22 protein-coding genes and 1 tRNA gene are annotated in these 26090 nt (G+C 65.3%); 12 read left to right on the plus strand and 11 right to left on the minus strand.

The genetic code is table 11. The features are described from left to right. The first annotated feature begins 150 nt into the window (after positions 1–150). Positions 151–1380 (plus strand): tyrosine--tRNA ligase, encoded by a 1230-nt coding sequence (tyrS, locus tag ACZ5YA_RS25575; RefSeq protein WP_059372882.1) that lies wholly within the window; start codon positions 151–153, stop codon positions 1378–1380. A 72-nt stretch (positions 1381–1452) separates the two neighbouring features. After that, on the plus strand, positions 1453–2106 hold the full coding sequence (locus ACZ5YA_RS25580; RefSeq protein ID WP_059372885.1) for a YbhB/YbcL family Raf kinase inhibitor-like protein: 654 nt from the start codon (positions 1453–1455) through the stop codon (positions 2104–2106). A 55-nt stretch (positions 2107–2161) separates the two neighbouring features. Here ACZ5YA_RS25580 and ACZ5YA_RS25585 read toward each other — a convergent pair whose 3' ends face one another. Next, positions 2162–2797: a LysE family translocator gene (locus tag ACZ5YA_RS25585; RefSeq protein WP_118932555.1), complete on the minus strand. Its 636-nt coding sequence runs from the start codon at positions 2795–2797 to the stop codon at positions 2162–2164. A gap of 205 nt (positions 2798–3002) precedes the next feature. On the opposite strand from ACZ5YA_RS25585, the gene glyA reads away from it, so the two are divergent. Together glyA and nrdR are read left to right on the plus strand one after the other, a co-directional pair. Further along, positions 3003–4253, plus strand: a complete 1251-nt coding sequence (gene glyA, locus ACZ5YA_RS25590) for a serine hydroxymethyltransferase (RefSeq protein ID WP_059372890.1) — start codon at positions 3003–3005, stop codon at positions 4251–4253. A 206-nt stretch (positions 4254–4459) separates the two neighbouring features. Then, positions 4460–4939 (plus strand): transcriptional regulator NrdR, encoded by a 480-nt coding sequence (nrdR, locus tag ACZ5YA_RS25595; RefSeq protein WP_013391422.1) that lies wholly within the window; start codon positions 4460–4462, stop codon positions 4937–4939. Between the two features lie 49 nt (positions 4940–4988). On the opposite strand, the gene ACZ5YA_RS25600 is transcribed toward nrdR, so the two are convergent. Together ACZ5YA_RS25600 and ACZ5YA_RS25605 are read right to left on the minus strand one after the other, a co-directional pair. Next, positions 4989–5954 carry a GlxA family transcriptional regulator gene (locus ACZ5YA_RS25600; protein WP_306634287.1) on the minus strand — a complete coding sequence of 322 codons (966 nt, stop codon included), beginning with the start codon at positions 5952–5954 and terminating at the stop codon, positions 4989–4991. A 17-nt stretch (positions 5955–5971) separates the two neighbouring features. After that, positions 5972–6535: a cysteine hydrolase family protein gene (locus ACZ5YA_RS25605; protein WP_118932557.1), complete on the minus strand. Its 564-nt coding sequence runs from the start codon at positions 6533–6535 to the stop codon at positions 5972–5974. Positions 6536–6749: 214 nt separating this feature from the next. Between ACZ5YA_RS25605 and ribD the strand changes: the two genes are divergently transcribed. After that, a complete protein-coding gene (gene ribD, locus ACZ5YA_RS25610) occupies positions 6750–7865 on the plus strand; it encodes a bifunctional diaminohydroxyphosphoribosylaminopyrimidine deaminase/5-amino-6-(5-phosphoribosylamino)uracil reductase RibD (RefSeq protein WP_280015927.1) in 1116 nt (371 codons plus the stop codon). Here the strand turns inward: ribD and ACZ5YA_RS25615 are convergent. Continuing rightward, complete coding sequence (locus tag ACZ5YA_RS25615; protein ID WP_280015910.1) at positions 7862–10339, minus strand: hypothetical protein; 2478 nt, start codon at positions 10337–10339, stop codon at positions 7862–7864. The two genes, ribD and ACZ5YA_RS25615, sit on opposite strands and share 4 nt — an antisense overlap. Further along, positions 10326–11531, minus strand: coding sequence for a DUF3142 domain-containing protein (locus ACZ5YA_RS25620; RefSeq protein ID WP_118932559.1), 1206 nt, complete (start codon positions 11529–11531; stop codon positions 10326–10328). The genes ACZ5YA_RS25615 and ACZ5YA_RS25620 overlap by 14 nt, the downstream gene beginning before the upstream one ends. A gap of 870 nt (positions 11532–12401) precedes the next feature. On the opposite strand from ACZ5YA_RS25620, the gene ACZ5YA_RS25625 reads away from it, so the two are divergent. The 4 genes from ACZ5YA_RS25625 (at position 12402) to ACZ5YA_RS25640 (ending at position 17366) form a co-directional block, all read left to right on the plus strand. Beyond that, a complete protein-coding gene (locus tag ACZ5YA_RS25625) occupies positions 12402–14318 on the plus strand; it encodes a PrkA family serine protein kinase (RefSeq protein WP_464092875.1) in 1917 nt (638 codons plus the stop codon). 12 nt (positions 14319–14330) lie between these two features. Further along, positions 14331–15590 (plus strand): YeaH/YhbH family protein, encoded by a 1260-nt coding sequence (locus ACZ5YA_RS25630; protein WP_059372901.1) that lies wholly within the window; start codon positions 14331–14333, stop codon positions 15588–15590. After that, positions 15587–17143, plus strand: coding sequence for a SpoVR family protein (locus ACZ5YA_RS25635; RefSeq protein WP_118932560.1), 1557 nt, complete (start codon positions 15587–15589; stop codon positions 17141–17143). The genes ACZ5YA_RS25630 and ACZ5YA_RS25635 overlap by 4 nt, the downstream gene beginning before the upstream one ends. Positions 17144–17275: 132 nt before the next feature. Continuing rightward, positions 17276–17366: transfer RNA gene (locus ACZ5YA_RS25640), tRNA-Ser, on the plus strand. Between the two features lie 131 nt (positions 17367–17497). Here the strand turns inward: ACZ5YA_RS25640 and ACZ5YA_RS25645 are convergent. The 3 genes from ACZ5YA_RS25645 to ACZ5YA_RS25655 all read right to left on the minus strand — a co-directional run bounded on the left by ACZ5YA_RS25645 (position 17498) and on the right by ACZ5YA_RS25655 (position 21890). After that, the gene (locus ACZ5YA_RS25645; protein ID WP_059372903.1) at positions 17498–19375 is read right to left on the minus strand and encodes a PhoX family protein; all 1878 of its coding nucleotides are present in this window, start codon (positions 19373–19375) and stop codon (positions 17498–17500) included. Positions 19376–19556: 181 nt separating this feature from the next. Continuing rightward, entirely contained in the window at positions 19557–20837 is a 1281-nt protein-coding gene (locus ACZ5YA_RS25650; protein WP_118932562.1) for a hypothetical protein, read from the minus strand. A gap of 63 nt (positions 20838–20900) precedes the next feature. Further along, complete coding sequence (locus ACZ5YA_RS25655) at positions 20901–21890, minus strand: Bug family tripartite tricarboxylate transporter substrate binding protein (RefSeq protein WP_059372906.1); 990 nt, start codon at positions 21888–21890, stop codon at positions 20901–20903. Positions 21891–22031: 141 nt separating this feature from the next. Between ACZ5YA_RS25655 and ACZ5YA_RS25660 the strand changes: the two genes are divergently transcribed. Further along, positions 22032–22937 (plus strand): LysR substrate-binding domain-containing protein, encoded by a 906-nt coding sequence (locus tag ACZ5YA_RS25660; RefSeq protein ID WP_118932563.1) that lies wholly within the window; start codon positions 22032–22034, stop codon positions 22935–22937. Between the two features lie 51 nt (positions 22938–22988). On the opposite strand, the gene ACZ5YA_RS25665 is transcribed toward ACZ5YA_RS25660, so the two are convergent. Beyond that, complete coding sequence (locus ACZ5YA_RS25665) at positions 22989–23216, minus strand: hypothetical protein (protein ID WP_059372911.1); 228 nt, start codon at positions 23214–23216, stop codon at positions 22989–22991. A 199-nt stretch (positions 23217–23415) separates the two neighbouring features. Between ACZ5YA_RS25665 and ACZ5YA_RS25670 the strand changes: the two genes are divergently transcribed. After that, a complete protein-coding gene (locus ACZ5YA_RS25670; protein ID WP_118932595.1) occupies positions 23416–24345 on the plus strand; it encodes an NUDIX hydrolase in 930 nt (309 codons plus the stop codon). A 44-nt stretch (positions 24346–24389) separates the two neighbouring features. Here the strand turns inward: ACZ5YA_RS25670 and ACZ5YA_RS25675 are convergent, their stop codons facing one another. After that, positions 24390–24665, minus strand: coding sequence for a type II toxin-antitoxin system RelE/ParE family toxin (locus tag ACZ5YA_RS25675; RefSeq protein ID WP_118932564.1), 276 nt, complete (start codon positions 24663–24665; stop codon positions 24390–24392). After that, entirely contained in the window at positions 24665–24931 is a 267-nt protein-coding gene (locus tag ACZ5YA_RS25680; protein WP_118932565.1) for a CopG family ribbon-helix-helix protein, read from the minus strand. Before ACZ5YA_RS25680 ends, ACZ5YA_RS25675 begins: the two co-directional genes overlap by 1 nt. A gap of 247 nt (positions 24932–25178) precedes the next feature. On the opposite strand from ACZ5YA_RS25680, the gene nadC reads away from it, so the two are divergent. Continuing rightward, positions 25179–26063 (plus strand): carboxylating nicotinate-nucleotide diphosphorylase, encoded by an 885-nt coding sequence (gene nadC / locus ACZ5YA_RS25685; RefSeq protein ID WP_059372915.1) that lies wholly within the window; start codon positions 25179–25181, stop codon positions 26061–26063. Positions 26064–26090: the final 27 nt, after the last annotated feature.

Below are 26090 nucleotides of genomic sequence, written 5' to 3' on the forward strand. Positions count from 1 at the left end.
ACAGCGGGGTGTAAACCGGACCACAACTGCGTATATATGGCAATTGCGTATGATTAGGGCGGTATCCTAGCTGATTCGGCTAGAATTTTCGATAGTTTTCGTCACTTTTTACACCTTTTTATCGGCTGAAGCCGAGTTGGTCCCCCTGCCATGTCACCCTCAGAAGCCCCGATTACCCCCGAAGTCGAAGCAGATCTGCGTATAGCGAAGCGCGGCTGCGATGAGTTGCTGGTCGAGTCCGAATTCGCCCGCAAGCTTGCCAGGAGCCGCGCCACGGGCGTGCCCCTGCGCATCAAATTGGGGCTGGATCCGACCGCGCCGGACATCCACCTGGGCCACACGGTGGTGCTGAACAAGATGCGCCAGCTGCAGGACATGGGCCACAACGTCATCTTCCTGATCGGCGACTTCACCTCCACCATCGGCGATCCCAGCGGCCGCAACAACACCCGCCCGCCGCTCACGCGCGAGCAGATCGAGGCCAACGCCAAGACCTACTACGCGCAAGCCAGCCTGGTGCTGGATCCGGCCCGCACCGAGATCCGCTACAACTCCGAATGGTGCGATCCGCTGGGCGCGCGCGGCATGATCCAGCTCGCGTCGCGCTACACGGTCGCGCGCATGATGGAGCGCGAGGATTTCACCAAGCGCTTCAAGGGCGGCATCCCGATCTCGGTGCATGAATTCCTGTATCCGCTGATGCAGGGCTACGACTCGGTGGCGCTGAAGTCCGATCTGGAGCTGGGGGGCACCGATCAGAAGTTCAACCTGCTGGTTGGACGCGAGCTGCAGAAGGAGTATGGCCAGGAGCCGCAGTGCATCTTGACGATGCCGCTGCTGGTCGGGACGGATGGCGTAGAGAAGATGTCCAAGTCCAAGGGCAACTACATCGGTATTTCGGAGTCGCCCGATTCTATGTTCGGCAAGCTCATGTCGATTTCCGACACGCTGATGTGGCGCTACTTCGAGTTGCTGTCGTTCCGCTCGCTGGAAGACATCGCCGCGCTCAAGCAGGAGATCGATGGCGGCCGCAATCCGCGCGACGCCAAGGTCATGCTGGCCCAGGAAATCATCGCGCGCTTCCATTCCGCCAAGGCCGCGGACGAAGCGCTGGCTTCGTTCGAAGCCCGGTTCCGCGACGGCGCCATCCCCGACGACATTCCCGAAGTGAACATTGGCGGCGCGCCGGTGGGCATTCTCAAGCTGCTGCGCGAGGCCGGCCTGGTGGCTTCCGGCTCGGAAGCGCAGCGCAACGTGGAGCAGGGCGGCGTGCGCGTCAACGGCGATCGCGTGGAAGACAAATCGTTGCAATTGCCGGCGGGGACTTACGTCGTTCAGGTGGGCAAGCGCAAATTTGCGCGTGTTAACTTGAACCCATGATTGCGAAGTTTTGATACGCTGAGGGTACAGACAGGGGCAGTGGGGCCTTTGCGGCACATCAAGGAGCACGACATGAAACTTTCGAGTTTGTCCTTTTCCGATAACGAGTCGATTCCCGAACGCTATGCCTTCGGCAGGATCGATGCGCAATCGCACGTCGCGCTGGCAGACAACTTCAACCCGCAGTTTTCCTGGGACGAAGTTCCGGCGGGCACGCAGTCGTTTGCCTTGATCTGCCATGACCCCGATGTGCCCTCCGAGCCCGACGACGTCAACCAGGAAGGCCGCGAGGTGCCGGCCAGCCTGCCCCGCGTGGACTTCTTCCACTGGGTGCTGGTCGATCTGCCGGCCGATCTGCGCGACATCGAGGAAGGCACCTTCTCCAGCGGCATCACGCCGCGCGGCAAGGGCGGCCCGTTGGCGCCGATGGATGCGCGCCAGGGCATCAACTCGTACTCGTCCTGGTTCGCCAACGACCACGACATGAGCGGCGACTACTTCGGCTATGACGGTCCGTGCCCGCCCTGGAACGACGCCATCCCGCACCGCTACGTCTTCACCCTGTATGCGCTGGACGTGCCCACGCTGAACCTGCAGGGCTCCTTCACCGGCGAGGACGCGCTGCGCGCGATCCAGAAGCATGTGCTGGCGCAGGCGTCGCTGACCGGCACGTATACGCTCAATCCGAAACTGGCTCCCAAGCAGATCGGCGCCACCTCGGCCTGATCCGCCGCGCCGCCGAAAGGCCGCAGTCTTGCGACTGCGGCCTTTTTCTATTTCCTCAGCCCATTGCGCGCTTGAGCCGCAGCAGCGCCAATCCAAAAGTGATGAAGATGGCGCCGACCAGGCGGTTGATCCAGGTGACGATGCGGGGCTGGCGCAGCAGGCGCCGGGCGCGGTGGGCCAAGGTGCCGTAGGCCAGCAGCGACACCAGCGACATGCCCGTGAAGATGCCCGTCAGGATGAAGAACTGCGGCAGCAACGGCTCGGCGGCGTTAAGAAACTGGGGGAACAGCGCCGTGAAGAACAGGATGGGCTTGGGGTTCAGCGTGGCAACGAGCGCGGCTTCCGAATAGAGCCGGCCGGCGCTGCGCGGCGCCGGCGCGGAGGCGTCAGCGGGCGGTGCGATGGTCGAGCGGCCCAGCAGGTGGCGCAGGCCGAGGTAGAGCAGGTACGCCGCGCCAGCCAGCTTGAGCAGTGTGAACAGCATGGCGGACGATTGCAGCACCACGCCCAGTCCCAGCATGGCGGCGGCCGACAGCAGGAACAGTCCGGTGACGTTGCCCAGGGTGGACGGAAGGACGGCCCGCAGCCCGCCCGCCGCGCCGTTGCGGATGGCCAGCATGGTAGCCGGGCCGGGGCTGACGACGCTGACCGCAGCTACTAATGAGTAGGTTATGAGCGTGGCGCTTTGCATGAAAGTTTCTCAAGTCGGATTGAGGCGGCTTTTCCGGCCGCGGAGGATGGCGTGGTTTTCGCGCCCATGCCGGGAATTTTGCCCGGGTTCCCTGCATTTTGGGCGCATTTGATCCTGCCCGACGGGGTAAACTATCCGTCATTCTCCGGGTTTACCCACCCGGGCGCAGTTTTCTCCTCTCTTACCGCCTCAGGAACCCCCCGTCATGTTTGACCGCAACCTCACCTTGTCCAAGGCTGACCCGGACGTTTGGGCCGCCATCCAGAAGGAAGACGTCCGCCAGGAACAGCACATCGAGCTGATCGCCTCGGAGAACTACGCCAGCCCGGCCGTCATGGAAGCCCAGGGTACGCAGCTCACCAACAAGTACGCCGAAGGCTACCCGGGCAAGCGCTACTACGGCGGTTGCGAATACGTGGACGTGGTCGAGCAGTTGGCCATCGACCGCCTGAAGCAGATCTTCGGCGCCGAAGCCGCCAACGTGCAGCCCAACTCGGGTTCGCAAGCCAACCAGGGCGTGTACATGGCCGTCCTGAAGCCGGGCGATACCGTGCTGGGCATGAGCCTGGCCGAAGGCGGCCACCTGACGCACGGCGCGTCGGTCAACGCTTCGGGCAAGCTGTACAACTTCATCTCCTACGGCCTGGACGAAAACGAAGTCCTGAACTATGACCAGGTCGAGCAACTGGCCAAGGAGCACAAGCCCAAGCTGATCGTGGCTGGCGCCTCCGCCTATGCCCTGCACATCGACTTCGAGCGCATGGCCCGCATCGCCCGTGAAAACGGCGCGCTGTTCATGGTCGACATCGCCCACTACGCCGGCCTGGTCGCCGGCGGCGCCTACCCCAACCCGGTGCCGCACGCCGACTTCGTCACCTCGACCACGCACAAGTCGCTGCGCGGCCCGCGCGGCGGCGTCATCATGATGAAGGCCGAGCACGAGAAGATCATCAACTCGGCAATCTTCCCCGGCATCCAGGGCGGTCCGCTGATGCACGTCATCGCCGGCAAGGCCGTGGCTTTCAAGGAAGCGCTGGAGCCCGCCTTCAAGGACTACGCGCAGCAAGTGGTCAAGAACGCCAAGGTGCTGGCCGACACGCTGGTCAAGCGCGGCCTGCGCATCGTTTCCGGCCGCACCGAAAGCCACGTCATGCTGGTGGACCTGCGTTCCAAGGGCATCACGGGCAAGGAAGCGGAAGCCGTGCTGGGCCAGGCCCACATCACGGTCAACAAGAACGCCATCCCGAACGATCCGGAAAAGCCCTTCGTGACCAGCGGCATCCGCCTGGGCACGCCGGCCATGACCACGCGCGGCTTCACCGAGGCGGAAGCCGAGCTGACCGCCAACCTGATCGCCGACGTGCTGGACAACCCGCGCGACGAAGCCAACATCGCCGCCGTGCGTGCCCGTGTCAACGAACTGACCTCGCGCCTGCCGGTCTACGGCAAGAAGTAAGCGAGCATCCCTGCGGCGGGCTGTGGCCCGGCCGCAGCGGTCTACCAGGGACGGCCCCGCAAGGCGCCGTCCCTTTGCTTTCAGGCGGCCGGCGCCGTCCTGGTAAAAAATACGGGGGCGGATTAGCCCGTATTGGCGCTGGCGGCTGGACGCCTCGTTACAATATGCTCAAATATTGCCCCCCTCAGTGCCTTTAGGGATCACACATGCGGTGTCCATTTTGCGGCAATGCCGAAACGCAGGTCGTAGATAGCCGGGTCTCCGAAGAAGGCGACGCCATACGCCGTCGCCGTCGCTGCCTGTCCTGTGACAAGCGCTTCACCACTTATGAGCGGGTGGAGCTGGCCATGCCCTCCATCGTCAAGCGCAACGGCAGCCGCAGCGACTACGATCCCGGCAAGCTGCGCGCCAGCCTGAGCCTGGCGCTGCGCAAGCGCCCCGTCAGCACGGAAGATGTGGACGCCGCGGTCGCGCGCATCGAAGAACAGTTGCTGGCCAGCGGACTGCGTGAAGTGCCCAGCGAACACATCGGTGAGCTCGTCATGAACGAACTGCGCAAGCTCGACAAGGTCGCGTACGTGCGCTTCGCTTCGGTCTACAAGAGTTTCGAGGACATCGGCGAATTCGTCGAAGCCATCCGCGAGATGCAGGGGCCGCTGTTGCCGGGCAAGCTGCGCAAGGACTAGCAGGGCTGCGGTTCAGCCGATGCTGGAAAATGACGGCGCTGCGGCGCCGTCATTGCATGGTGGGAGCCGCACGCGCCAGGCTGGGCGTCAGCGGCTGGAACTTGCGCCACACGCGGCGCATGTGCTGCGCCGAGCCGAATCCCGACTTTTCCGCCACGCGCTCCAGGTCCAGCCGGGTATCGCGCAGCAGGTCGCGCGCCAGCGCCACGCGTATCTGATAGAGATAGTCCATCGGCGTGCAGCCCGCGTGTTCGCGGAACAGCCGCGTCAGATGGCGCGCGCTGGTGTGCGCCTGGTCCGCCAGCGATTGGGCCGACCAGGGCGCTGCCGGATCGCGGATGACCGCGTCCTGCACCCGGTGCACGCCCGGATGCATGTGGCTGCGATGGTCCAGCCAGGGCGACAGCGTGGAATCCGTGCCGGCGCGCCGCTGGTAGACCACCATGTCGCGCGCCGTTTCGCTGGCCACGCGCGGCCCGCAATGGCGCGACACCATGTGCAGCGCCAGGTCGATGCCGGCCGTGATGCCGGCGCTGCTGACCAGCTTGCCGTCCTCGACGAAGATGCGGTTGTCATGCAGCCGCGCGCTCGGGTCGATGCTGGCCAGCTGTTCCAGGCAGGTGTGGTGGGTGGTGCAGTCGCGCTGCCGCGTCAGGCCGGCGGCGGCGGCGAACAGGGCGCCGGCGCATACCGTCATCAGCGTGAAGCCGTCCGCGGGATGGCGGACGGCCAGCCAGTCGATGATGGCGCGCGAGTCGGGGTCGTCCAGGCGGGTGGGTTTGCCCACCACGCCTGAAATGATGACCAGGGCCTCGGGCGGCAGACTGGCCGGCAGGGCCTGGATATGCGCCAGGTGCAGGCCGGGCAGGCCGCTTTCGACCTCCCGGGACGGGCCGCAGAAATGCTGTTCAAAGGCGCCCGGAACCAGCTTGTTGGCCACGCGGAAGGCCTCCGCGGGGCCTGCCACGTCCAGCAGCACCACGCCCCGCGTCAGCACGAAATACACCGGAACCATGCGGCCCCCCGCCAGTGTCAGGCCGCCAGCGCGTCGGCCGCGCGCGCGATGCGGGCAAAACGCCCTTGCAGCACCAGTTCGGTCCGGTCGCGGATCTCGGCCGGCGTGTAGTGCTGGCCGGACGGGCTCTGCATGGCGAAGGTCAGGGTGGCGTCGGTGGGGAACACCACCTTGTAGCCGGCGTCACTGGCATGGCGCGAAGTGGTTTCGCAGCACTGTTCAGTACGGATGCCGCTGACGATGATGCCTTCGATGCCGTGCTTCACCAGCCAGTCCTGCAGGCTGGCGCCGTCCGCGTCCTTGGCATAGAGCGAGGAATGCACGGTCTTGTGGAACACGGCGGTGGGGGCGATGCGCAGTTCCTTGAGCGTCTTGACGTGGCCGGAGGCCATCGAGAAGGGGTTGGCAGGGTCGTTCGATACGCTGGTGTGGAATACCTGCAGCACCGGAATGTCGCGGGCCTGGGCCGCGTCGATCAGGGACTGGATCTGCTCCACGAACGCCGGATACTCGGCTTCATCCCAAAACGGACGTTGCCGGAAAGAGTCTTGTACGTCGATGACGATCAGTGCTTGTTTCATGAACCGCGCTCCTGGAGGGCAAATTGTAGGGGTGTGCAGCTATTTTTACTGCAATCCGGTGCGGCGGCGAGCGCGGCGAAAGACCGCCATCGGCCTAAAACGGACATTGGTTGCCGATGCCCCGTGGAGCCGCTGCCAAACCGCCTGCCCGCCCGGCGGCGGACATACAATCCTGGTCATGATGATTCCCAGCGACAACGACGACATTTTCTGGATGCGGCGCGCCCTGGCGCTGGCGCAGACCGTCATGTACACCACCGCGCCCAACCCCCGGGTTGGCTGCGTGATCGTGCGCGACGGCCGCGTGCTGGGTGAAGGCGCCACGCAGCCGCCGGGCGGTCCGCACGCGGAAGTCTGCGCCTTGCGCGACGTCCAGGCGCGAGGCGAATCGGTGGAAGGCGCCACGCTTTATGTCACCCTGGAACCCTGCAGCCATTTCGGCCGTACGCCGCCCTGCGTGGACGCCGTGCTCGCGGCCAGGCCGGCGCGGGTGGTGGTGGCCCTGGGCGATCCCAATCCGCTGGTCAACGGCCAGGGGCTGGCGCGCCTGCGCGATGCCGGCATCGCGGTGACCACTGGCGTCTGCCGTGGCGAGGCGCTGGCGATCAACGCGGGTTTCATCTCGCGCATGAGCCGCGGCCTGCCGTGGGTGTGGATGAAGATGGCCGCCTCGCTGGACGGACGCAGCGCGCTGCATAACGGCGTCTCGCAATGGATCACCGGGCCCGAGGCCCGCGCCGACGGACACCGCTGGCGCGCCCGCGCCTGCGTGGTGCTGACCGGCATGGGTACCGTGCTGAAAGACGATCCGCAGCTCAATGTCAGAGGCGTGGACACACCCCGCCAGCCGCGCAAGGCCGTGGTGGACGGCCGTTTTGAAATCCCCGAGGACGCACGGTTGTTCGATGACGCCGAGGTCATCATCTTCACGGCTCGTGTAGATGCGGCCAAGGCCGCGCGCCTGCAGGCCAGGAACGCCCGCGTGGTGCTGCTGCCGGGCGAGGCGCCCGGCCGGGTCGACCTGCCGGCGATGATGCGCTGGCTGGCCCAGGAACAGTTCAACGAGGTCCACGTGGAAGCCGGCGCAGGCCTGAGCGGCGCGCTGGTCGCCGCGGGTTGCGTGGATGAGTTGCTGCTGTACCTGGCGCCGGTGCTGCTGGGCGACGCGGCCGGCATGGTCCGCCTGCCCATGCTGGAGCACCTGGACGGCGCCAGGCGCTATGAATTCATCGAGACCGCCCCGGTGGGCGCGGATCTGCGCGTGCGCGCCCGGGTGGCCGACACCTGGAATCAGCTGACGCGGCGCGTGGAGCTCCCTGAGTTGTCTTAGAGGCGGCGCCCTGTACGCGCCGCGGTGTAGCGCCAGGCCAGGATCGCAGCGGCGCCGCCGGCCAGGGCCAGCAACGCGGCCGCCAGCAGCAGGCCGGGATGGTCGCGGCGCAGGCGTTCCCACGATTTTCCAGCCTGCGTGTAATGGAACCAGGCAGCCGCCTGGAAATCGGGCGCGGCGCATTCGCGGCCGAAAGAGCCGCTGAACGGGACCCGTGCGCCGTGTTCTATATAGCGGCGGTAGATCGTGGCGGCCAGTTCCGGGGAATCGTCGATGATGTAGCGGGCGCCCTGGCACAGCACGGCGGCGTAGGCCTGCGAGCGGCGCGGCAGCTCGTCGGACGCGCGCAGCGCATGATTGGCCGCGATCTCGCGGTAGTGGAAGCGGGCGTAGGGCTGCGCTTCGCTGGCGGCATAGCGGCGGCGTTCCTCTTCGGTGACGAACGGACCCGGCAGCGCGGCCGCGGCCCGCAGCGCCGGCGTCTCGGGCGTGCCGGGATCGCCGTCATACGCCTTCCAGCCTGGGACCGCGCTGCGCCCCGCGCCATAGCTCGTGCTGCCGCCATAGACTGCGAAATCCGGCTCCTGCTCGAAACCCATGATTTCCATCCCGTCGCGCCGCGCCAGCCGCGAAGCCTCGTACCAGGCTTGTGCCCGTGCGGTGCGGCCCCAGGCGCTGCCGGCACGACGCAAGGCCGCGCCATACTCCGCGGCGAGCCGGCGGGTTTCCTGCAGCCGCACTTCCCACTTGCCGTCGGTGTTTTCCAGTGTGGCGTAGCGGGCGTCCGAATCGGCCGGGAAGTAGGGCAGCGCCTGCTCGATCGAACCTTCGCGCACCATCCGGCGCGCCAGCAGCAGGCGCAGGCGATCGGAGGCGGTGACGGGGTGTTGTCTTGTCCAGTCGTAGAAATTCTGCGGGTCGCGCGGCGCGGACCCCGCCGGCGTCGATGTGGCGGGCGCGTGCCGGTCTACATAGGCTTTGAGTTCGGCGGTCGTCAGCACGCGCTCGGCGACGTAGGCCGCATCATTCCAGTACGGGGTGGACAGCCAGAAGCCCTCGGCCGGGTTGGCCGGATCGTCCTTCACGGTGGCGTGCAGCAGTTGATCCAGCGCCTCGACGTATTGGCCGCGCGACAGCGTCAACACGCCTTGCTCGCCCAGCAGGCGCGCCGCGCCGACAGCTTCCAGGCTGCCGTCGGCGCGCGGAAACGCGCGTGCCGCCTGCGCATAGGCCCGGGCTGCCGCCAACGTGTCGCCTTGCCGCAGCGCCAGCTTGGCGCGCACCCACCAGGCCAAGGCCGTGTCCAGCCGCGTTGCCAGCGTTTGCGCCAGCTCGTAGCGGCCAATGCGGTAGGCCAGCGCGGCCACGCGGTCGGCATCCGGCACCTGCTTCAGATCCTGGCTTTCCAATGCCGCAACCAGCGATTGCAGCGCCGGATTCGGCGTAACGTCGTGCCCTTGCGCCGCGTCGGCCAACCCCACCTGGCCCGTCGTGTCGTAGGCGGCGTAGGGATCGCTGGCGCTGTCCGGCCTGCCATCCACGATGTCGCCGACCCTGGCCAGCGCGTACGCCACCAACAGGCGCTGCGCGACAGGATCGTCGATCAGGCGGCGCGTGCGCGCCGGATCTTCCAAGGCCCATTCGGCCAGCATGCGCAGCGACGCATTGCCGCTCGCGGAGTCGCGCGCGGCCTGTTCGGCATAGAGGCGCAGCGCATGCTTCAGCGAGGCCGCGGGAATGGCGTCCATGCAAGGCTCGGCGTTGACCAACTCCATATAGCTGCATTGTCCTTGCGGCCCGGCGAGGAACAGGCGCGCCTCCTGGCCGTAACTGGCCACGGCCAAGCCCAGCGGGTCCGGCGCGCCGTCGCGCGCCAGCTGTCGCACGCGGCCATAGGCTTGCGCCGCGGCCTGCCGCTGCGCCTCGGCGTCTTCAGAGGCCGATTCTGCCTCGTCCCCGATTTCCGCCAGCATATAGGCGGCCCAGACGCTGCGCGCCGCCGCTTGCTGCGGCGGCAGTTGGAGGATGGCGCGGTAGCGGGCGCGCGCCTGCTCCAGCAGGCGGTGGGCATCCGGCGCTTCGCGGGCGGCATGCGTGTCAACCGCGGCTGCGGTGTAAAGACGTACCGCTGCCGGCAAATCGGCGCCCAGCGCATAGGCCCGGTCGCCGTCGGCCTGCGCGCGCATGGCGCGGGCGCTGGCCCGCTGCGCCGGCGTGAGCGCGGGATCGCGGTCTTCCGGCAAGGCGTTCTGCTGGTAGCTGCCGTCCGGCAATTCATAGGCTTCGCGGGCCCGCAGCGCATCGCTGGCGTCCACCAGGCGCGCGGTTTCATAGCCGAAAGCGTTGGCCGGCGTCGCGCGCAGCGTGGCCGCGCGGTCGTCGAGCAGTTGGGCGGGAAACTCCGGCCCGCAGGCGATGACGATGCCGCCGCCCATCAGGAGCAGCAGCGCCGCAAGCGATTTACGGTTGTACATGGAAGCTCGTGGGCCCGTTTTCACAGCGTATCCAGCCTATGTTGCGTTGGCCGCCTGCATGCAGCAGGCCATTCTGGGAGCGGCGCAGGAAGGCGCCGCCGGAATCATGTTCGAGGGTGTAGCCATTGATGCCGTCGGCCGCGCGGCAAGCGCCTTCCCAGCGGATCACGAAGGGTAGGGCCGCGTCGGCGTTGCCGCTGTTGGCAAGTATCAGGTCCTGCGCGCCGCTGCCGCCGGCCGCGCGCGCCGTGACGGACAACGCCGGCGCCAGGGGCTGGCGCGTCATCACGGCGCGCCAGGTGGCCAGGCTCCAGGCGCGTTCGTCGCGCGCGGTGGGCAGGCGGAACCAGACGATCCCCGCCAGTCCGCGCGGGCGGGAGCGGTGGATCTCATCGATGAAGGCCGCCATGGCCGCCGGCGTGGCCACCAGTTCGCTAGCGCGGCCGCCTGGCAGCAGGGCGGGGCGCTCGCTTTCGACCGCCGCAATGCTGCCGTCGTCGTTCCAGCTTACGCGGCTGCCATAGGTGGCCAACGCCACGCGCCACGGCCGCCGGGTGCGATCCGCGAAAGCCGCAAGCCAGGCGCTTGCGCGCTTGGCATTGAACAGCCCCTGTTCGGGACTCAGCACCGCGTGGACCTGCAACACGGCTTCATCGGGAATCCGCAGCAGCGCGTCGAGCCCGGACCCGCCAAGCCAGGTCGGCAGCGCGGTTATCGACAAAGGCAGGTCCGGTCCCAGGCCATGCTTCAAGGTCTCCAGAAAAGCCGCGTAGGCAGGCAATTTGGAGGTGGCGCAGTCGTAATCGATTTCGATGCCGGCCAAGACGATGCCCGCGCTTTCCCATGCGGGACGCGCGGCCCTGATCCGCGCAAGCACGTCCGCCGCCGGCAGCGCATCGGCGCGGCCGTCCAGGCGGAAAACCATGACGACAGGACGCCTGGCCGCAGCCAGTGCGGCCAGATCGGGCGCAGCAGTGAACCATCTGCCATCCGGGTTCATTTCCGCCACCAGCACGCGCCATGCCCGCACCACGTCGGCGCTCTCGGCCAGCGCCTGGCTGACGGGCGGCGTCCAGACGCGTTGCCAGACATAGGCGTCACCCGGCAGATCCGTCTGCTTGCCGCAAGCGGCCAGAAGCAGCAGCGAGACGCTGCAAAGCGCTGCGCAACAGCGTTTGGCGAGGGCTTTCATGCGGCTGGCCAGGATTGGAAAGGCATGACGCGGCGACGACGACGGGTGGTGGAAGCATGCGCGCCAGATGCGCGGCGCGTTGCGAATGCGTGATTCTATCGCCGCCGCAAGGGGTATTAGCACTCTGCGCTTGCGGCTGCCAATCGCGCAGGCGTCGGTAATCCGCGGCCGGCAGGCAATCGCGATGCGCTGGCGCCATTGATATGTCATCAAGTTTGCGCACGTCAGCGCAGTTGCAGCGCGTGTCTATTGCATAAATCTGAAAGCGCGTGACATGACTATTTTTGGCGTTGCGCTAAATGAATTGCCACAAAAACGTCAATTGGCTTTAGCATAGGCACATGACTTGGCGCCACGCACTGATGGACTACACCGTGCAATGCCACGCGCCCTCGTCACCACGGATCCTCGTGCGGTGTCATCGGTGCTTTTCACAACCGAACCTGCACGCTGCTGAACGAAGACGCCATGCGCCGTTCAGACCGTCCGCTGCCATCGCACAGCGGGCGCATCGGGTTTATACCCGCATCATAAAAATCCCTGGGACATCGCTCTTCCCTTCAAATCATTGCTGAGCATTTCATGTGCGGACGCATCATGCACGCACGCATACAGCGATATGCTGAAGTCGAACGAGTGAACTTATTCACTTAAGTTGCATTCCCTGACGGAACTTGCATCCGAAGAGTGCAGCCTAATTGGAAAGGGCCTGATCATGCCTTTGGTTGATGTGTGGCGAAAGCAACATACCATCCGGCCGACAGTGCTTATCGCGAGATTGTCTAGTAATGCGCGAGCGCTGAGGCACAATGGGGGCAGGTAGGGACGTATTGGATTTTTCGCGTGTTGTAGGAGGTTTCCGTGCAAAACATCGTCGAAGGCTTCAAGTCGCAGTATGCAAGAGAGCAGGAATCGGAACTCTCTCTCGAGGAGTACCTCAACCTCGCCAAAAGCGATCCCATGGCGTACGCCAGCCCCGCAGAACGCATGCTGGCGGCCATAGGCGAACCCGAAATCGTGGATACGCGCAACGACCCACGTCTTTCCCGTTTGTTTTCCAACCGGACCATCCGACGCTACCCGGCGTTCCAGGAGTTCTACGGCATGGAGGACGTGATCGGACAGATCGTCGCGTTCTTCAAGCATGCCGCGCAGGGACTGGAAGAGCGCAAGCAAATCCTTTATCTGCTGGGCCCGGTGGGCGGCGGCAAGTCGTCCATCGCGGAGCGGCTCAAGTCGCTGATGGAGGCCTATCCCATTTACGCCTTGAAGGGCTCGCCGGTCAACGAATCGCCGCTCGGACTGTTCCATCCGGAACGTTTCGGCGACACGCTTGAAAAGGAATATGGCATTCCCCGCCGCTACCTGAGCGGCATCATGTCACCCTGGGCCGTGAAGCGCCTGAAGGAGTTCGACGGCGACATTTCGAAGTTCCGCGTCGTGCGCCTGAACCCGTCGGTGCTGCGCCAGATCGCCATCGCCAAGACCGAACCCGGCGACGAGAACAACCAGGACATTTCGTCGCTGGTGGGCAAGGTCGACATCCGCATGCTCGATCGCCACTCGCAGGATGATCCGGACGCCTACAGCTACTCCGGCGGGCTGTGCCTGGCCAATCAGGGGCTGCTGGAATTCGTCGAGATGTTCAAGGCCCCGATCAAGATGCTGCACCCCTTGCTGACGGCGACCCAGGAAGGCAACTTCAAGGGCACCGAGGGCTTTTCCGCGATCCCGTTCAACGGCGCCATCCTGGCCCACTCGAACGAATCGGAATGGCAGACCTTCCGCAACAACAAGCACAACGAGGCGTTCCTCGACCGTATCTACATCGTCAAGGTGCCTTACTGCCTGCAGGTCTCGGAAGAGGTCCGCATCTACGAAAAGCTGCTGCACCACAGTTCGCTGTCGACGGCGCCGTGCGCGCCGGGAACGCTGGACATGATGGCGCAGTTCTCGGTCCTGACGCGCCTGAAGGAACCCGAGAATTCCAGCATCTATTCGAAGCTGCGCGTCTACGACGGCGAAAGCCTGAAGGACGTCGATCCCAAGGCCAAGGCCTTGCAGGAATACAAGGACTATGCCGGCACGGACGAAGGCATGACCGGGGTGTCGACGCGTTTTGCGTACAAGATCCTGTCCAGCGTCTTCAACTACGACCAGACCGAAGTCGCCGCCAACCCGGTGCACCTGATGTGCGTGCTCGAGCAGCGGATCGGCCGCGAGGACTATCCCGAGGAAATCCGCCGGCGCTATCTTGAATTCATCAAGGGCTACCTGGCGCCGCGCTACGCGGAATTCATCGGCAAGGAAATCCAGACCGCCTACCTCGAGTCGTACTCGGAATACGGCCAGAACATCTTCGACCGCTACGTGACCTTTGCAGACTGCTGGATCCAGGACGAGGAATTCCGCGACCCGGAAACCGGCGAAAGCTTCGACCGCAGCGCGCTCAACGACGAACTGGAAAAGATCGAGAAGCCGGCTGGCATTGCCAACCCGAAGGATTTCCGCAACGAGATCGTCAACTTCGTGCTGCGGGCGCGGGCCAACAACAACGGCCGCAACCCGACCTGGACCAGCTATGAAAAGCTGCGCGAAGTGATCGAGAAGAAGATGTTCTCGAACACCGAAGACCTGTTGCCGGTGATCTCGTTCAACGCCAAGGCGTCGGCCGAGGACAAATCCAAGCATCAGAGCTTCGTCGATCGCATGGTCGAAAAGGGCTACACGGAAAAGCAGGTCAGGCTGCTGTGCGAGTGGTATCTCCGTGTGAGGAAGTCTTCCTGAGCGAGGTGAATCATGAATTCACTCATCGATCGCCGTCTTAACGGGCGCAATAAGAGCGCCGTCAACCGGGAGCGTTTTCTCCGGCGTTACAAGAACCAGATCCGCAAGGCGGTACACGGGATGATCCGTGACCGCTCCATCCAGGACATGGACCAGGGCGGGGAGATCAACCTGCCCGCCCGCGACATCTCCGAGCCGTCCTTCCACCACGGCCAGGGCGGCGACCGCGAGATCGTGCACCCTGGCAACCGCGAGTTTGCCAAGGGCGACACCTTCGACCGGCCGCAGGGCGGGCAGGGGGAAGGCGGCTCCGAGCCGGGCGAAGGCGAATCGGTCGACCAGTTCACCTTCAGCCTGTCGCGGGCCGAATTCCTGAACCTGTTCTTCGAGGACCTGGAGCTGCCGCACATGGCGCGCACGCAGCTGGGCGAGGTCAGCCAGAAGAAATGGCAACGCGCCGGCTACACGACCACGGGTTCGCCCAGCATGCTGAGCATCAGCCGCACGCTCAAGTCCTCGCTGGCGCGGCGCGTGTCGCTGGGCGTAAAGGCGCGCGCCGATCTCGAGGATGCCGAGGAGCGCCTGGCCAAGGCGCTCGAAGCAGGCGCTCCAGCCGACGAGATCAAGGCGCTGGAGCAGGATGTCGAAGGCTGCCGCGAACGCCTGGCTCGCGTACCGTTCCTGGATGACCTGGACCTGCGCTACCGCAACCGGGTGTCGGTGGCCATCCCCATGGCGCGCGCCGTCATGTTCTGCCTGATGGACGTGTCGGGCTCCATGGACGAAAACAAGAAGGATCTGGCCAAGCGCTTCTTTTCGCTGCTTTACCTGTTCCTGTCGCGCAAGTACGAACACGTGGACCTGGTCTTCATCCGCCACACCGACAACGCCGAGGAAGTCGACGAACATACCTTCTTCTACGATCCCAAGAGCGGCGGCACCATCGTGCTGTCGGCGCTGGAACTGATGCGCGAGATCCTGGAGAAGCGCTATCCGCCGACCGCCTGGAACGTGTATGCGGCGCAGGCCAGCGACGGCGACTCGTTCGGCGCCGACGCGGGCAAGAGCGCGCGCTTCCTGGCCGAGCACCTGCTGCCGGCCACGCGCTACTTTGCCTACATCGAAGTACCCGACTCGCAGGAGGCGCGCAAGAGCAGCCTGTGGGCGGAATATGAACAGAAACTGGAGCCGCATTTCGTCATGCGGCGCATCTGCGAACGCGGCGAGATCTTCCCCGTGTTCCATGACCTGTTCAAAAAGGAAACCGCATGAATGCCATCGTGGGAGCGCTCGTGGAACCGGAGGCCGCCGGCAGCGCCCGGCCCATCTCCCAGGGTTCCGAATGGACCTTCGAACTGATCCAGTCCTATGACGACGCGATCTCCAAGGTCGCCGCCGAATACGGACTGGACACCTACCCGAACCAGATCGAGGTAATCACCTCGGAACAGATGCTGGACGCCTACGCGTCGGCCGGTCTGCCCATCGGCTATCCGCACTGGTCGTACGGCAAGGAATTCATCCGCAACGAGCAGTTCTACCGCCGCGGCATGCAGGGGCTGGCGTACGAGATCGTCATCAACTCCAACCCTTGCATCTCCTATCTCATGGAAGAGAACTCCATGACGATGCAGGCGCTGGTGATCGCCCACGCCTGTTACGGCCACAACTCGTTCTTCAAGGGCAATTACCTGTTCCGCCAATGGACCGACGCCGACGGCGTGCTGGACTATCTTGTCTTCGCGCGCAAGTACGTCATGTCCTGCGAGGACCGCTACGGCATCGATGCGGTCGAAGCCTTGCTCGACTCCTGCCACGCGCTCTCGCACCACGGCGTGGACCGCTACAAGCGCCCGACGCCCATTTCCTACAAGGAAGAGGCCGCGCGCCAGGCCGAACGCCAGGAGCACGCCCGGCTGCAGTACAACGACCTCTGGCGCACCCTGCCGCGCCTGGAGGCCGACAAGGACACGCACGTCGAGGCCTCGGTGTTCCCGCCGGAGCCCGAAGAGAACCTGCTGTATTTCATCGAGAAGTACTCGCCCAAGCTCGCGCCGTGGCAGAAGGAGCTGGTGCGCATCGTCCGCAAGATCGCGCAGTACTTCTATCCGCAGACCCAGACCAAGGTCATGAACGAAGGCTGGGCCACGTTCTGGCACTACACCATCCTGAACCGGCTGCATGAAAAAGGCCTGGTCAACGACGGCTTCATGATGGAGTTCCTGCAAAGCCACACCAACGTGGTCAGCCAGCGCGGCTTCGACGAGCGTGGCTACGGCGGCATCAACCCGTACGCGCTGGGCTTCGCGATGATGTCCGACATCCGCCGCATCTGCGAGGCGCCCACGCCCGAGGACCGGCGCTGGTTCCCCGACATCGCCGGCGGCGACTGGCTGAAGACGCTGGACTTCGCCATGCGCAACTTCAAGGACGAGTCCTTCATCTCGCAGTACCTGTCGCCGCGCCTGATCCGCGAGTTCCGTTTCTTCGCGATCTCCGACCACCAGGCCAACCCCAAGCTGGAAGTCGCCGCCATCCACGACGACGAAGGCTACCGCGACATCCGCCGCCTGCTGGCCGCGCAACACAACCGCGACAACATGGTGCCGGACATCCAGGTGGTGAGGTTCAACCGCGACTCGGATCGATCGCTGGTGCTGCGTCATCTGAAGAGCCGCGGCCGTCCGCTGGCGGGCGAGGACGCCGAACAGGTGATGAAGCACCTAGCCCGGTTGTGGGGCTTCAGGGTGCGGCTGGAGGAAACCGAGCCGGACGGCACCGTCAGCTCCTATCGGGAACAGGACCCGCCCGCGTCGGCCTCCTGACGGCTGAGCGGGGGCAGGGGACGCTTACAGCGTCCCCTTTTCTTTGTGCGCTTGTCGGCGTTATGCGAAATCTGCTAGAATCGCGGATTCGCATTTTCTGCAGCGGCTTGCCCGCAGCGAAAATCGCAGATAGGACAGGTGGCCGAGTGGTTGAAGGCGCACGCCTGGAAAGCGTGTATACGTCAAAAGCGTATCGGGGGTTCGAATCCCCCTCTGTCCGCCAGGATTCGCACAGCAATGCCGTGCACCGAAAAACCCGCAAGCGCCCAAGCCTTGCGGGTTTTTTGTATTTGCGCGGCATAAAAAAACGCCGCCCGGCGTCAACGTGCCGGGCGGCGTTTTTAACCGGAACGCTTACGCGCCCACCGGCTTCCCATCAGTACGCCGCACCACCACCGTCGCGGAACGCGCATCGCCGCCGCCGGCGCGCAGGGTGTTCCACGCCTGGTTCGGGTGCTGGATGTTGATGAAGAACGTGGTCAGGTCCGGCGTGTAGGCGATGCCGGTGATCTCGCAGCCCAGCGGGCCGACCAGGAAGCGCTTGGATTCGCCGGTTTTCTGGTCGATGTAGTACATCGAGTTATTGCCGAAGAAGTCCGTGGTCGAGGCGCTGGTGCCGGCGTCGGTCTGGACCCACAGGCGGCCCTTGGGGTCGACGCGGATGCCGTCGGGACTGGAGAAGGTGTCGCCGTTGACGTTGCCGGTCAGGTTGGCGGCCACGCCGTCGGCCTTGTCGCGGCCGGCCAGCAGCAGCAGGTCCCACTCGAAGGTGGTGGCCAGGGGCGAGTCGCCGCGCTCGTGCCAGCGGATGATGTGGCCGTGCGAGTTGCTGACGCGCGGGTTGGCGGCGCTGGTGCGCTTGCGGCTGCCGTTGTTGGTCAGCGTGCAGTACACGGTCTTGTCCACGCCCACCGTGATCCACTCGGGGCGGTCCATCAGCGTGGCGCCGGCGACGCGGGCGGCGGCCCCGGTGTTGACCAGCACGTCGGCCTGCGTATTGAAGTTGACGAGCTTGCCGGTGATCACGGTGCCGCTGGCGACTTGCGTGAAGTTGCCCGGATCGGTGGCGCCGGCGGTCAGGTTGTTCTTGCCTACCGTCAGTTCGACCCAGTTGCCGCTGCCGTCGTCGTTGAAGCGCGCGGCGTACAGCGTGCCTTCGTCCAGCAGGCCCATGTTGGCGGCGCGGTTGGCCGGGTCATAGGGTTTGCTGGGCACGAACTTGTAGATGCAGCCGGGCGTGGTGTCGTCGCCCATGTAGAAGGCGACGCGGTTGTTCTCGTCCAGCATGAAGGCCGTGTTCTCATGGCTGAAGCGGCCCATCGCGGTGCGCTTGACGGCGGTCGAGTCCGGGTTCTGCGGATCGATCTCCACCACCCAGCCATAGCCCTGGTCGGCCGGCTTGCCGGCGTCGCCGGTCTTGTAGTGGTAGTTGTTGAGCGTTTCTTCGCAGGTCAGGTACGTGCCCCAGGGCGTGTCGCCGCTGGCGCAGTTGTTCAGCGTGCCGACGACGGTGTCGCCGACCACCGACTTGGCCGGGCCGCTGACGTTGTAGACGGTGTTGCCGGTGTAGCGCTTGTTGTAGCGCGAATCGGTCTTGACGGCCCAAGCGCCGTTGGCGCCGCGGGCGATTTCGATGACGGATACGCCGACGTTGGACAGGCGGGTCTTCACGCCCTCGACGCTCTGGTCCAGGGTCTCGTCGTCCAGTGATTCGTGGTTCAACACCAGCAGGCCGCCCTGGTTGGGGTCGACGCCGGGCAGGGCATAGAAGTGCATGCCGTCGTGTTGGCCGCCGGATTGGGTTTCCGTGGCGGGATAGGACTGCGGCACGCCGGCGTAGCCGACCGAGCCGATCATGCACTTGTCGCCGGCGGAATACAGCACTTCGGCCACGTAGCCCGCGGGTACGGTGACGGTGTCGGCGACGATCTTGTCGGCCAGCGGGGTGAACGTGACGGAGTAGTCGGGGCCGGGGGTCGGCTTGGAGCCGCCTTCGCCCGGTTCGTTGCCGGAGGGGGCGTCATCGTTATCGTCATCGTCGCTGCCGCCACAGGCGGTCAGCAGGGTCGATGCGCCGAACACGGACAACATTGACAGGCCGAAGCTGTTCTTCAGCAAAGTGCGGCGCTGGGGATTCGCGGCGACGATCTCGTCGAACATCTGCCCGGGGACGGTGACTTCACCTTGGGCTTCGCGATAGGGGGCGCGCAATTTATCAGTCAAGTGGGACATTCCAACCTCATAGAGTCGCGAACGAGTCGCTCAGTTATCTGTAAGCAAAACGAAAGCGAGGTTAAAGGTCGGTCGTTACAAGGGGGTGACGATAGTGTGAAGTCCTTGCGGTGGGATGAGTAGTCCGCCGCCTGGCCGAGTTGCGGTTCGACGCAAGGCCAAGGCGGCGGTCGAGGATGGCTTAACCGCGCGTGCCGACGATGGGTGTGACGTCCAACACATACATCTGCCGCTCGCCTTCATGCACGGAGTCGATGCAGACCTGGGTGCCATCGCGGCTCCAGCGCGGATGCAGGTCGCAGCGGTTTTCCTTGGACAGATCGGGATCTGCGTAGAAGCTGCCCAGCGAGTGGCGCAGGCCGGTCCGCATGTCGTAGAGGAACAGGATGCGCTCGTGCGTGGTCGAGTCCGGATAGGTGTCGCTGAGCAGCCAGCGCGTGTTCACGGGCGAATAGGTCATGTGGCCGTTCTCGGTCAGCACGCCATCGCCCACGACCTGGACCGCGCCGCCGGGCGCATCGCGGTAGAGGTGGTAGTGGATGCTGCCGTCATGCGGGCCCCACACGATGATGGTCTGGTCGTCGCGCCACAGCGGATGCGAGATCTGGTATTCGGATTTCTCGTAGTCGAAGGTGCCGACCGCGCTGGGATCGAAGTCGTTGGCCAGTTGCGGCAGCGGATGGTCGGAGCATTCCAGCAGGCGCATGTCGCTGCCGTCGGCATTCATGGTGATCAGCCGGTGCAGGAAGCAGGTCTCGTCCTTGACGCGTTCGGTCCAGCGGTGCAGGAACAGGATGCGCGAGGACGACGGATTGATCTCGATGTGGCTGACCCAGTGGATGGCGCGTTCCATCGAGTCGCGCGGATGGAAGTTGCGCAGGTCGGCGTAGCTGACCAGCAGGCGATGCGCACCGCTTTGTAGGTCCATGCTATGGATGCCGTCGTCGGCCGGGGCATTGGATACCGGGCCGGGCGCGTGTTCGCTGTAGCCGATGGTCTCGTGCGTGATGTAGAGGCGGCGGTAATCCACGCAGAGCGCATAGCGGCTGTTGGGCGCGGCCACGTAGATGGGCAGCGGCAGGTGGCGCGTCTGGCCGGTGGCGACGTTGTGGACCGCGGAGCGCAAGCCCGGATAGAAGCCGCTGTCGTCGTCGCGGCGGCAGTTGTAGATCATCTGCGGCTCGGACTCGCCGTCCAGCCATTGCAGCTGGCAGCCCATCTGCCAGTTCCAGGCCGTGGTGCTGCCGACGGCGTGGTAGCGGTCGCCGTCCTGCAGGTCGAAGTAACCCACCTCGGCGCTCAGCTCGGGCGTGAGCCGCGCGTCCTTGAACGGCGTGCGGTTGGCCAGCAGATAGCGGCCGTCGCGATGCCAGACGGTCTTGTTGTAGTAGCCGAAGAAATGATGGTGCGGCGTGGCGCCCAGGCGGCGGCAGGCGATGGGCGTGGCGAGCATGCGGTTCATGGATGGCGGAGCAAGGATGAAATCGGAAAGAAAAAAGGGCGGCGCAGGCGCCGCCCCGGGCGCTCAGCCCGCGGTGATGTGTTCGGTCTCGATGACCTTGTTCCAGCGGGCGCGTTCGCGTTCGACGAAGGCGCGCGCGTCGGCGGGGCTGTTGCCCACCGGGGTCATGCCCAGGCGCTCCAGGCCTTCACGGAATGCCGGGTCGGCGTAGATGCGGCGCAGGTCGGCGCTGATCTTTTCGATCAGCGCATCGGGCACGTCCTTGCTGGCGGCCAGCGTGGTCCAGGACGTCACCGTCAGGCCGGGCAGGCCGGCTTCGGCGGCGGTGGGCACGTCGGGCAGGGCCGGCGAGCGCGTGGCGCCGGTGATGGCCAGCGCCTTCAGCTTCTTGGCCTGGATGTAGCCGATGGTGGTGGGCACGTTCTCGAACAGCAGCTGGATCTGGCCGCCCAGCAGGTCGTTGGTGGCGGCGGAACTGCCGCGGTACGGGATGTGCACGATGGGCGCCTGTGCGGCCATCTTGTAGAGCTCGCCCACCATGTGCACGGACGAACCCACGCCGGCCGAGCCGAAGTGCAGCGTTTCCGGCTTGGCCTTTGCCAGCGCGGTGAGTTCGGCCAGGGTGTTGGCTTCCAGCGCGGGGTTGGCCACCACCACGTGCGGCATTTCGGCCACGATGGTGATCAGCTTCAGATCGCGGGCCGGCTGGTAGTTGAGGTTCTTGTAGACCCCGTAGGTGGCATGCAGGCCGATGGAGCCGAGCAGCAGGGTGTAGCCGTCCGGCCCCGAGTCGGCGACGAACTTGCCGCCGATGTGGCCGCCGGCGCCGGGGCGGTTTTCCACCACCACCGATTGGCCGTAGAGCTTGCCCAGGTGTTCGGCCAGCAGGCGCCCCTGGATGTCGGAGCTGCCGCCCGCGGTGAAGGGCACGATGATGCGCACCGGGCGGTCGGGATAGTTGGCTTGCGCATGCGCGGCCAGCGGCAGGGCGGCTGCCGTCAGGCCCAGGCACAGCGTTTGCAGGAGTTGGCGCCAGGAGCGGCGGAGGTTCATGTGGTTTCCCCTGGAAGGTTGGGTAGCGCGGGGGGCGCATCTGGCGGCGCCCTTGGGAAAACCAGTGTAGGAGTCGGCGGGTATTTGAAAAAATTCTTTTTTCAACATAGGCTATGCAAGTTTGCTATACATTGCCCCGCCATGAGCCGACCCCTGAATTTCCGCCAGATCGAAGCCTTCCACGCGGTCATGCTGGCCGGCACCACTACCGGCGCGGCGCAGATGCTGCGCACCACCCAGCCCTCGGTCAGCCGGCTGCTGGCGCAGGTGCAGCAGGCCAGCGGCCTGAAGCTGTTCGACATGGAGCGCGGACGCTTGCGGCCCACGCGCGAGGCCAAGGACTTGTTCGATACCGTGCAGCGCCATTTCGTGGGGCTGGAGCGCATCGAGGACCGCGTCGCCGCGATGCGGCGCAGCGGCAGCGGCGTGTTGCGGCTGGCCTGCACCCCCGCGCTGGGGCTGGGCGTGCTGCCCGGCGCGATCGAGACCTTTGCGCAGCGCTATCCAGAGGTCCACATCAACATGCAGACCGTGGGCAGCCAGTATCTGCGGGAAGGGCTGCTGCACGGCACCTACGACCTGGTGGTGACGACCGCGCCCATGGACGGCGCGCAGCTGGAAATGCAGGTCTTGCATGAAAGCGAGGCGGTTTGCGTCATGAGGCCGGACCATCCGCTGGCCGCGCAGCCGTCCGTCGACATCATGGACCTGGACGGGCGCCGCCTGCTGGTGCTCAATGCGGATGACGACGTCTATCTGCAACTGCGCGGCGCGATGCAGGAACACCGGGCGCAGCCCGCCTCGGAAATCGAGACCACCTATTCATCCACCATCTGCGCGCTGGCTGCCGCCGGCAGCGGATTGGGCGTGGTCAATCCCTACATTGCCGAGGTGTTCGCAGACCGTTTGGCGATACGGCCGTTCACGCCGCGCCTGCCGGTGCGCGTCAGCATGGCTTACCCCGCACAGACCGCGCCGTCGTCGGTGACCGAAGCTTTCGTGGAGATCCTGGCGCGCGGCTTCCAGGCGCAGCCCGACGCGGCCTGAGCGCTGCGGAGGCCGCGCCCGGCTCGCGTATCATCTTGCTATCGCGCCGGCTCAGCTCTTGCGGTTTTCGTAAGAAGTATCCAGCACGTCATCTTCCGGGGTGATGATGCCGGGTTCGCCGGGTTCCGCAACGGCGCGTCCGCGCCGCGGCATGCCGGCGACCTCCTTGCTGTGGTCCGCCATCGGCAGGATTTCGGTGCCTTTGCGCGGGTCGACGGCGACGGGGTGTTCCGTTTCGGCGGCCTTGGCCGCCTGCGGATCGGGGGCGGTTTTCAACATGATGTCTGCTCCGCTTGCGGGCGTCCCGGGATGGCGACGCGCCTGGTTGCCACTTCCATCTTAGGGCCGCGCGGCCTGCCCGGAGCAGGAATGCCTGTCACGTTTGCAAGGGGCTGTTGCAGGAGCTCGAACCTTATAATTTCCGACGCCTCGCGGCTTGCCGCAAGCCGCCCGGTTTCTCACTTTCCATACGCCTACCTTGACTGAATCCGTCGAACGCTCCGTCCATGCTGAACTCGTTGCCGTGCTGGTCGCCGTCACCAACGGCGAGCCGCGGGTGCTGACGACCGACGATGCGCGCGCCTTGCCGGCTGGCCCCTTCGAACTGTCGCACCGTTCGCTGCAGGCCGGCCTGCGCGCCTGGGTGGAGGAGCAGACCCATCACCCCTTGGGTTACGTGGAGCAGCTCTACACCTTCGCCGACGGCGACCGCTCCGATGAATCGGGTGCGCGCGTGATGTCGGTCAGCTACCTGGGCCTGACGCGCGAGGCTGGCGAGACCGGCGTGGCGCAAGTGGGCTGGCAGGATTGGTACCGCTACTTCCCCTGGGAGGACCGGCGCGCAGGCACGCCCGCGCTGGTGGAAGACATGATCGTGCCGCGCCTGGCCGCCTGGTGCGAAGACAGTAGCGATGCGGCCGTGCGCATACGCCGCCGCCAACGCGCCGCCATCACCTTCGGGCTGGACGGCTCGCCCTGGAACGAGGACATGGTGCTGCAGCGCTACGAGCTGCTGTTCGAAGCGGGGCTGGTGCCCGAAGCGGCGCGGCGCGGAGGCAAGGGCGCCGTGGTGCCCGGCGAACCCATGCGCCACGACCACCGCCGCATCCTGGCCACCGGCATCGCCCGGCTGCGCGCCAAGATCAAGTACCGGCCCGTGGTGTTCGAATTGATGCCCGCGCAGTTCACCTTGCTGCAATTGCAGCTGGCCGTGGAAGCGCTGGCCGGGCGCGGCCTGCACAAGCAGAATTTCCGCCGCCTCATCGAGCAGCAGGCGCTGGTCGAAGAGACCGGCGAAATGGCCACGGGCACGGCCGGCAGGCCGGCCAAGCTGTTCCGTTTTCGCCGTGACGTGCTGCTGGAGCGCGCTATTGCGGGGAGCAAGTTGCCGCTGTCTCGGGCAATGTGACGTTGAGATGCGTCACGCTTGAGAGTCCAAGTCACCCAAGAGTTTTAGCGGCTCTCGCGGGTGTGCCACAGCCGTAGCACGTGGACAACCGCATCCTGGATTTCGTAGCGAATCTCGTACTCTCCAACCAGGATTCTTCTCACCTCTCGTGGTTCGAATTGGAACAGTTGTTCGCCAATACGCGGGTTGGTCTGCAGGATGGTTGGCGCTTTGGCCAACGCCTGCACAGCCCTGGTGGCAGCGGATTTGTTTACTGGGGCCAGGAATTCATACAAGCGCACTAAGTCGGACAGCGCTTTGCTGGTCCATTTGAGCGTCATCAACGTGGCACCGGCAGCGGCTCGTCAGTGCCCAGGCTTTCCGCCCACGCCTGCACAGCCAGATGGTCGACGACGCGGCCCGCGTCTACGTCGGCCAATGCTTCCTGGGTTAGCCGATCGCGTTCCTCTTCCTGGGCGATCCAGGCCGAAAGCGCCTGTTTCATGATCCAGCCGCGCGAGCGTTCAAGCCGTGTGGCCATCTGATCGACCTTGTCGGCAAGCGGAAGCGGCACGTGTGTGGTTAGAACTTTGGTTGCTGCTGTCATGTTGCACCTTTAATAAGAACTTGATCTTGCCTGCTCCTGGCGACGCCGTGATTAGCACGAGGCAGATGTCGGACTCGATGACACGCTAATGATCTCGAAATAATCACAGTGATTAAAATTTAATCGATCACGCAAGCCATTTCAAACTGGACGGAAAATGGCTGACGCTTGACAAGCCTTATGCTCGTCTCTAGCATAAGTGGTGCGCAATCCCCGCGCGCCTTTTTTTAACTGGTAAATACTCAAAATGAGCATTAAAGCCGAAGCGCCTCAGACCACCGCCCGACTGCCCGTTCCCCCTCTGCCGGAAGTCATGCTGGAGCCGCTGGTGCGCGCGGCCTTGCTCGAGGATCTGGGACGCGCCGGGGACCTGACCACCGATGCCATCGTGCCCGCCGACGCCACGGCGCAGACCCGATTGGTCGCGCGTCAGGAAGGCGTGCTGGCCGGGCTGGACCTGGCGCGCCTGGCGTTTCGCGCCATGGACCCCGCCATCAAGTTCGAGGTCGCGCTGCGCGATGGCGCCGAACTGCAGCCGGGAACGGAAATCGCCCGCATCAGCGGCAACGCGCGTGCCATGTTGACGGCCGAGCGCGTGGCGCTGAACTTCCTGTGCCACCTGAGCGGCGTGGCCAGCGCCACCGCGTCCATCGCCCGCGCCATTGAAGGCTACGGCGCCCGCGTCACCTGCACCCGCAAGACCATGCCGGGCCTGCGCGCCGTGCAGAAGTACGCGGTGCGCGTGGGCGGCGGCAGCAATCACCGCCACGGCCTGGACGACGCGGTGCTGATCAAGGACAACCACATCGCGCTGGCGGGCGGGGTCGCGACGGCGGTCGAGCGGGCGCGCGCCGGCATCGGCCACATGGTCAAGATCGAACTGGAAGTGGACACGCTGGAACAGCTGGAAACGGCGCTGTCTCTGGGCGTGGATGTGGTGCTGCTGGACAACATGAGCCTGGACGATCTGCGCCGCGCAGTGGCCATGGCGCGCGGCCGCGCCATTACTGAAGCCTCGGGCCGCATCACGCCCGAAACCGCCGCCGCGGTGGCGGCCACCGGAGTGGACCAGATCGCGGTGGGTTGGATCACCCATAGCGCCAAGGTGCTCGACATCGGTCTGGACGCCTGAGCCTTTCCGCCGGCCGCCGGCCGGCAT

This window comes from Achromobacter sp. JCM 18799 (assembly GCF_055395645.1).

What these genes read in the sequence shown, in the direction of transcription:
- ACZ5YA_RS25605 (WP_118932557.1), bottom strand. Translation starts at nt 6,535, where the DNA reads ATGAAACAAGCACTGATCGTCATCGACGTACAAGACTCTTTCCGGCAA.
- ACZ5YA_RS25675 (WP_118932564.1), bottom strand. Translation starts at nt 24,665, where the DNA reads ATGACGCTCAAATGGACCAGCAAAGCGCTGTCCGACTTAGTGCGCTTG.
- nrdR (WP_013391422.1), top strand. Translation starts at nt 4,460, where the DNA reads ATGCGGTGTCCATTTTGCGGCAATGCCGAAACGCAGGTCGTAGATAGC.
- ACZ5YA_RS25635 (WP_118932560.1), top strand. Translation starts at nt 15,587, where the DNA reads ATGAATGCCATCGTGGGAGCGCTCGTGGAACCGGAGGCCGCCGGCAGC.
- ACZ5YA_RS25680 (WP_118932565.1), bottom strand. Translation starts at nt 24,931, where the DNA reads ATGACAGCAGCAACCAAAGTTCTAACCACACACGTGCCGCTTCCGCTT.
- ACZ5YA_RS25630 (WP_059372901.1), top strand. Translation starts at nt 14,331, where the DNA reads ATGAATTCACTCATCGATCGCCGTCTTAACGGGCGCAATAAGAGCGCC.
- ACZ5YA_RS25580 (WP_059372885.1), top strand. Translation starts at nt 1,453, where the DNA reads ATGAAACTTTCGAGTTTGTCCTTTTCCGATAACGAGTCGATTCCCGAA.
- ACZ5YA_RS25615 (WP_280015910.1), bottom strand. Translation starts at nt 10,339, where the DNA reads ATGTACAACCGTAAATCGCTTGCGGCGCTGCTGCTCCTGATGGGCGGC.
- tyrS (WP_059372882.1), top strand. Translation starts at nt 151, where the DNA reads ATGTCACCCTCAGAAGCCCCGATTACCCCCGAAGTCGAAGCAGATCTG.
- ACZ5YA_RS25665 (WP_059372911.1), bottom strand. Translation starts at nt 23,216, where the DNA reads ATGTTGAAAACCGCCCCCGATCCGCAGGCGGCCAAGGCCGCCGAAACG.
- glyA (WP_059372890.1), top strand. Translation starts at nt 3,003, where the DNA reads ATGTTTGACCGCAACCTCACCTTGTCCAAGGCTGACCCGGACGTTTGG.
- ACZ5YA_RS25650 (WP_118932562.1), bottom strand. Translation starts at nt 20,837, where the DNA reads ATGAACCGCATGCTCGCCACGCCCATCGCCTGCCGCCGCCTGGGCGCC.
- ACZ5YA_RS25585 (WP_118932555.1), bottom strand. Translation starts at nt 2,797, where the DNA reads ATGCAAAGCGCCACGCTCATAACCTACTCATTAGTAGCTGCGGTCAGC.
- ACZ5YA_RS25660 (WP_118932563.1), top strand. Translation starts at nt 22,032, where the DNA reads ATGAGCCGACCCCTGAATTTCCGCCAGATCGAAGCCTTCCACGCGGTC.
- ACZ5YA_RS25620 (WP_118932559.1), bottom strand. Translation starts at nt 11,531, where the DNA reads ATGAAAGCCCTCGCCAAACGCTGTTGCGCAGCGCTTTGCAGCGTCTCG.
- ACZ5YA_RS25600 (WP_306634287.1), bottom strand. Translation starts at nt 5,954, where the DNA reads ATGGTTCCGGTGTATTTCGTGCTGACGCGGGGCGTGGTGCTGCTGGAC.
- ribD (WP_280015927.1), top strand. Translation starts at nt 6,750, where the DNA reads ATGCGGCGCGCCCTGGCGCTGGCGCAGACCGTCATGTACACCACCGCG.
- nadC (WP_059372915.1), top strand. Translation starts at nt 25,179, where the DNA reads ATGAGCATTAAAGCCGAAGCGCCTCAGACCACCGCCCGACTGCCCGTT.
- ACZ5YA_RS25645 (WP_059372903.1), bottom strand. Translation starts at nt 19,375, where the DNA reads ATGTCCCACTTGACTGATAAATTGCGCGCCCCCTATCGCGAAGCCCAA.
- ACZ5YA_RS25655 (WP_059372906.1), bottom strand. Translation starts at nt 21,890, where the DNA reads ATGAACCTCCGCCGCTCCTGGCGCCAACTCCTGCAAACGCTGTGCCTG.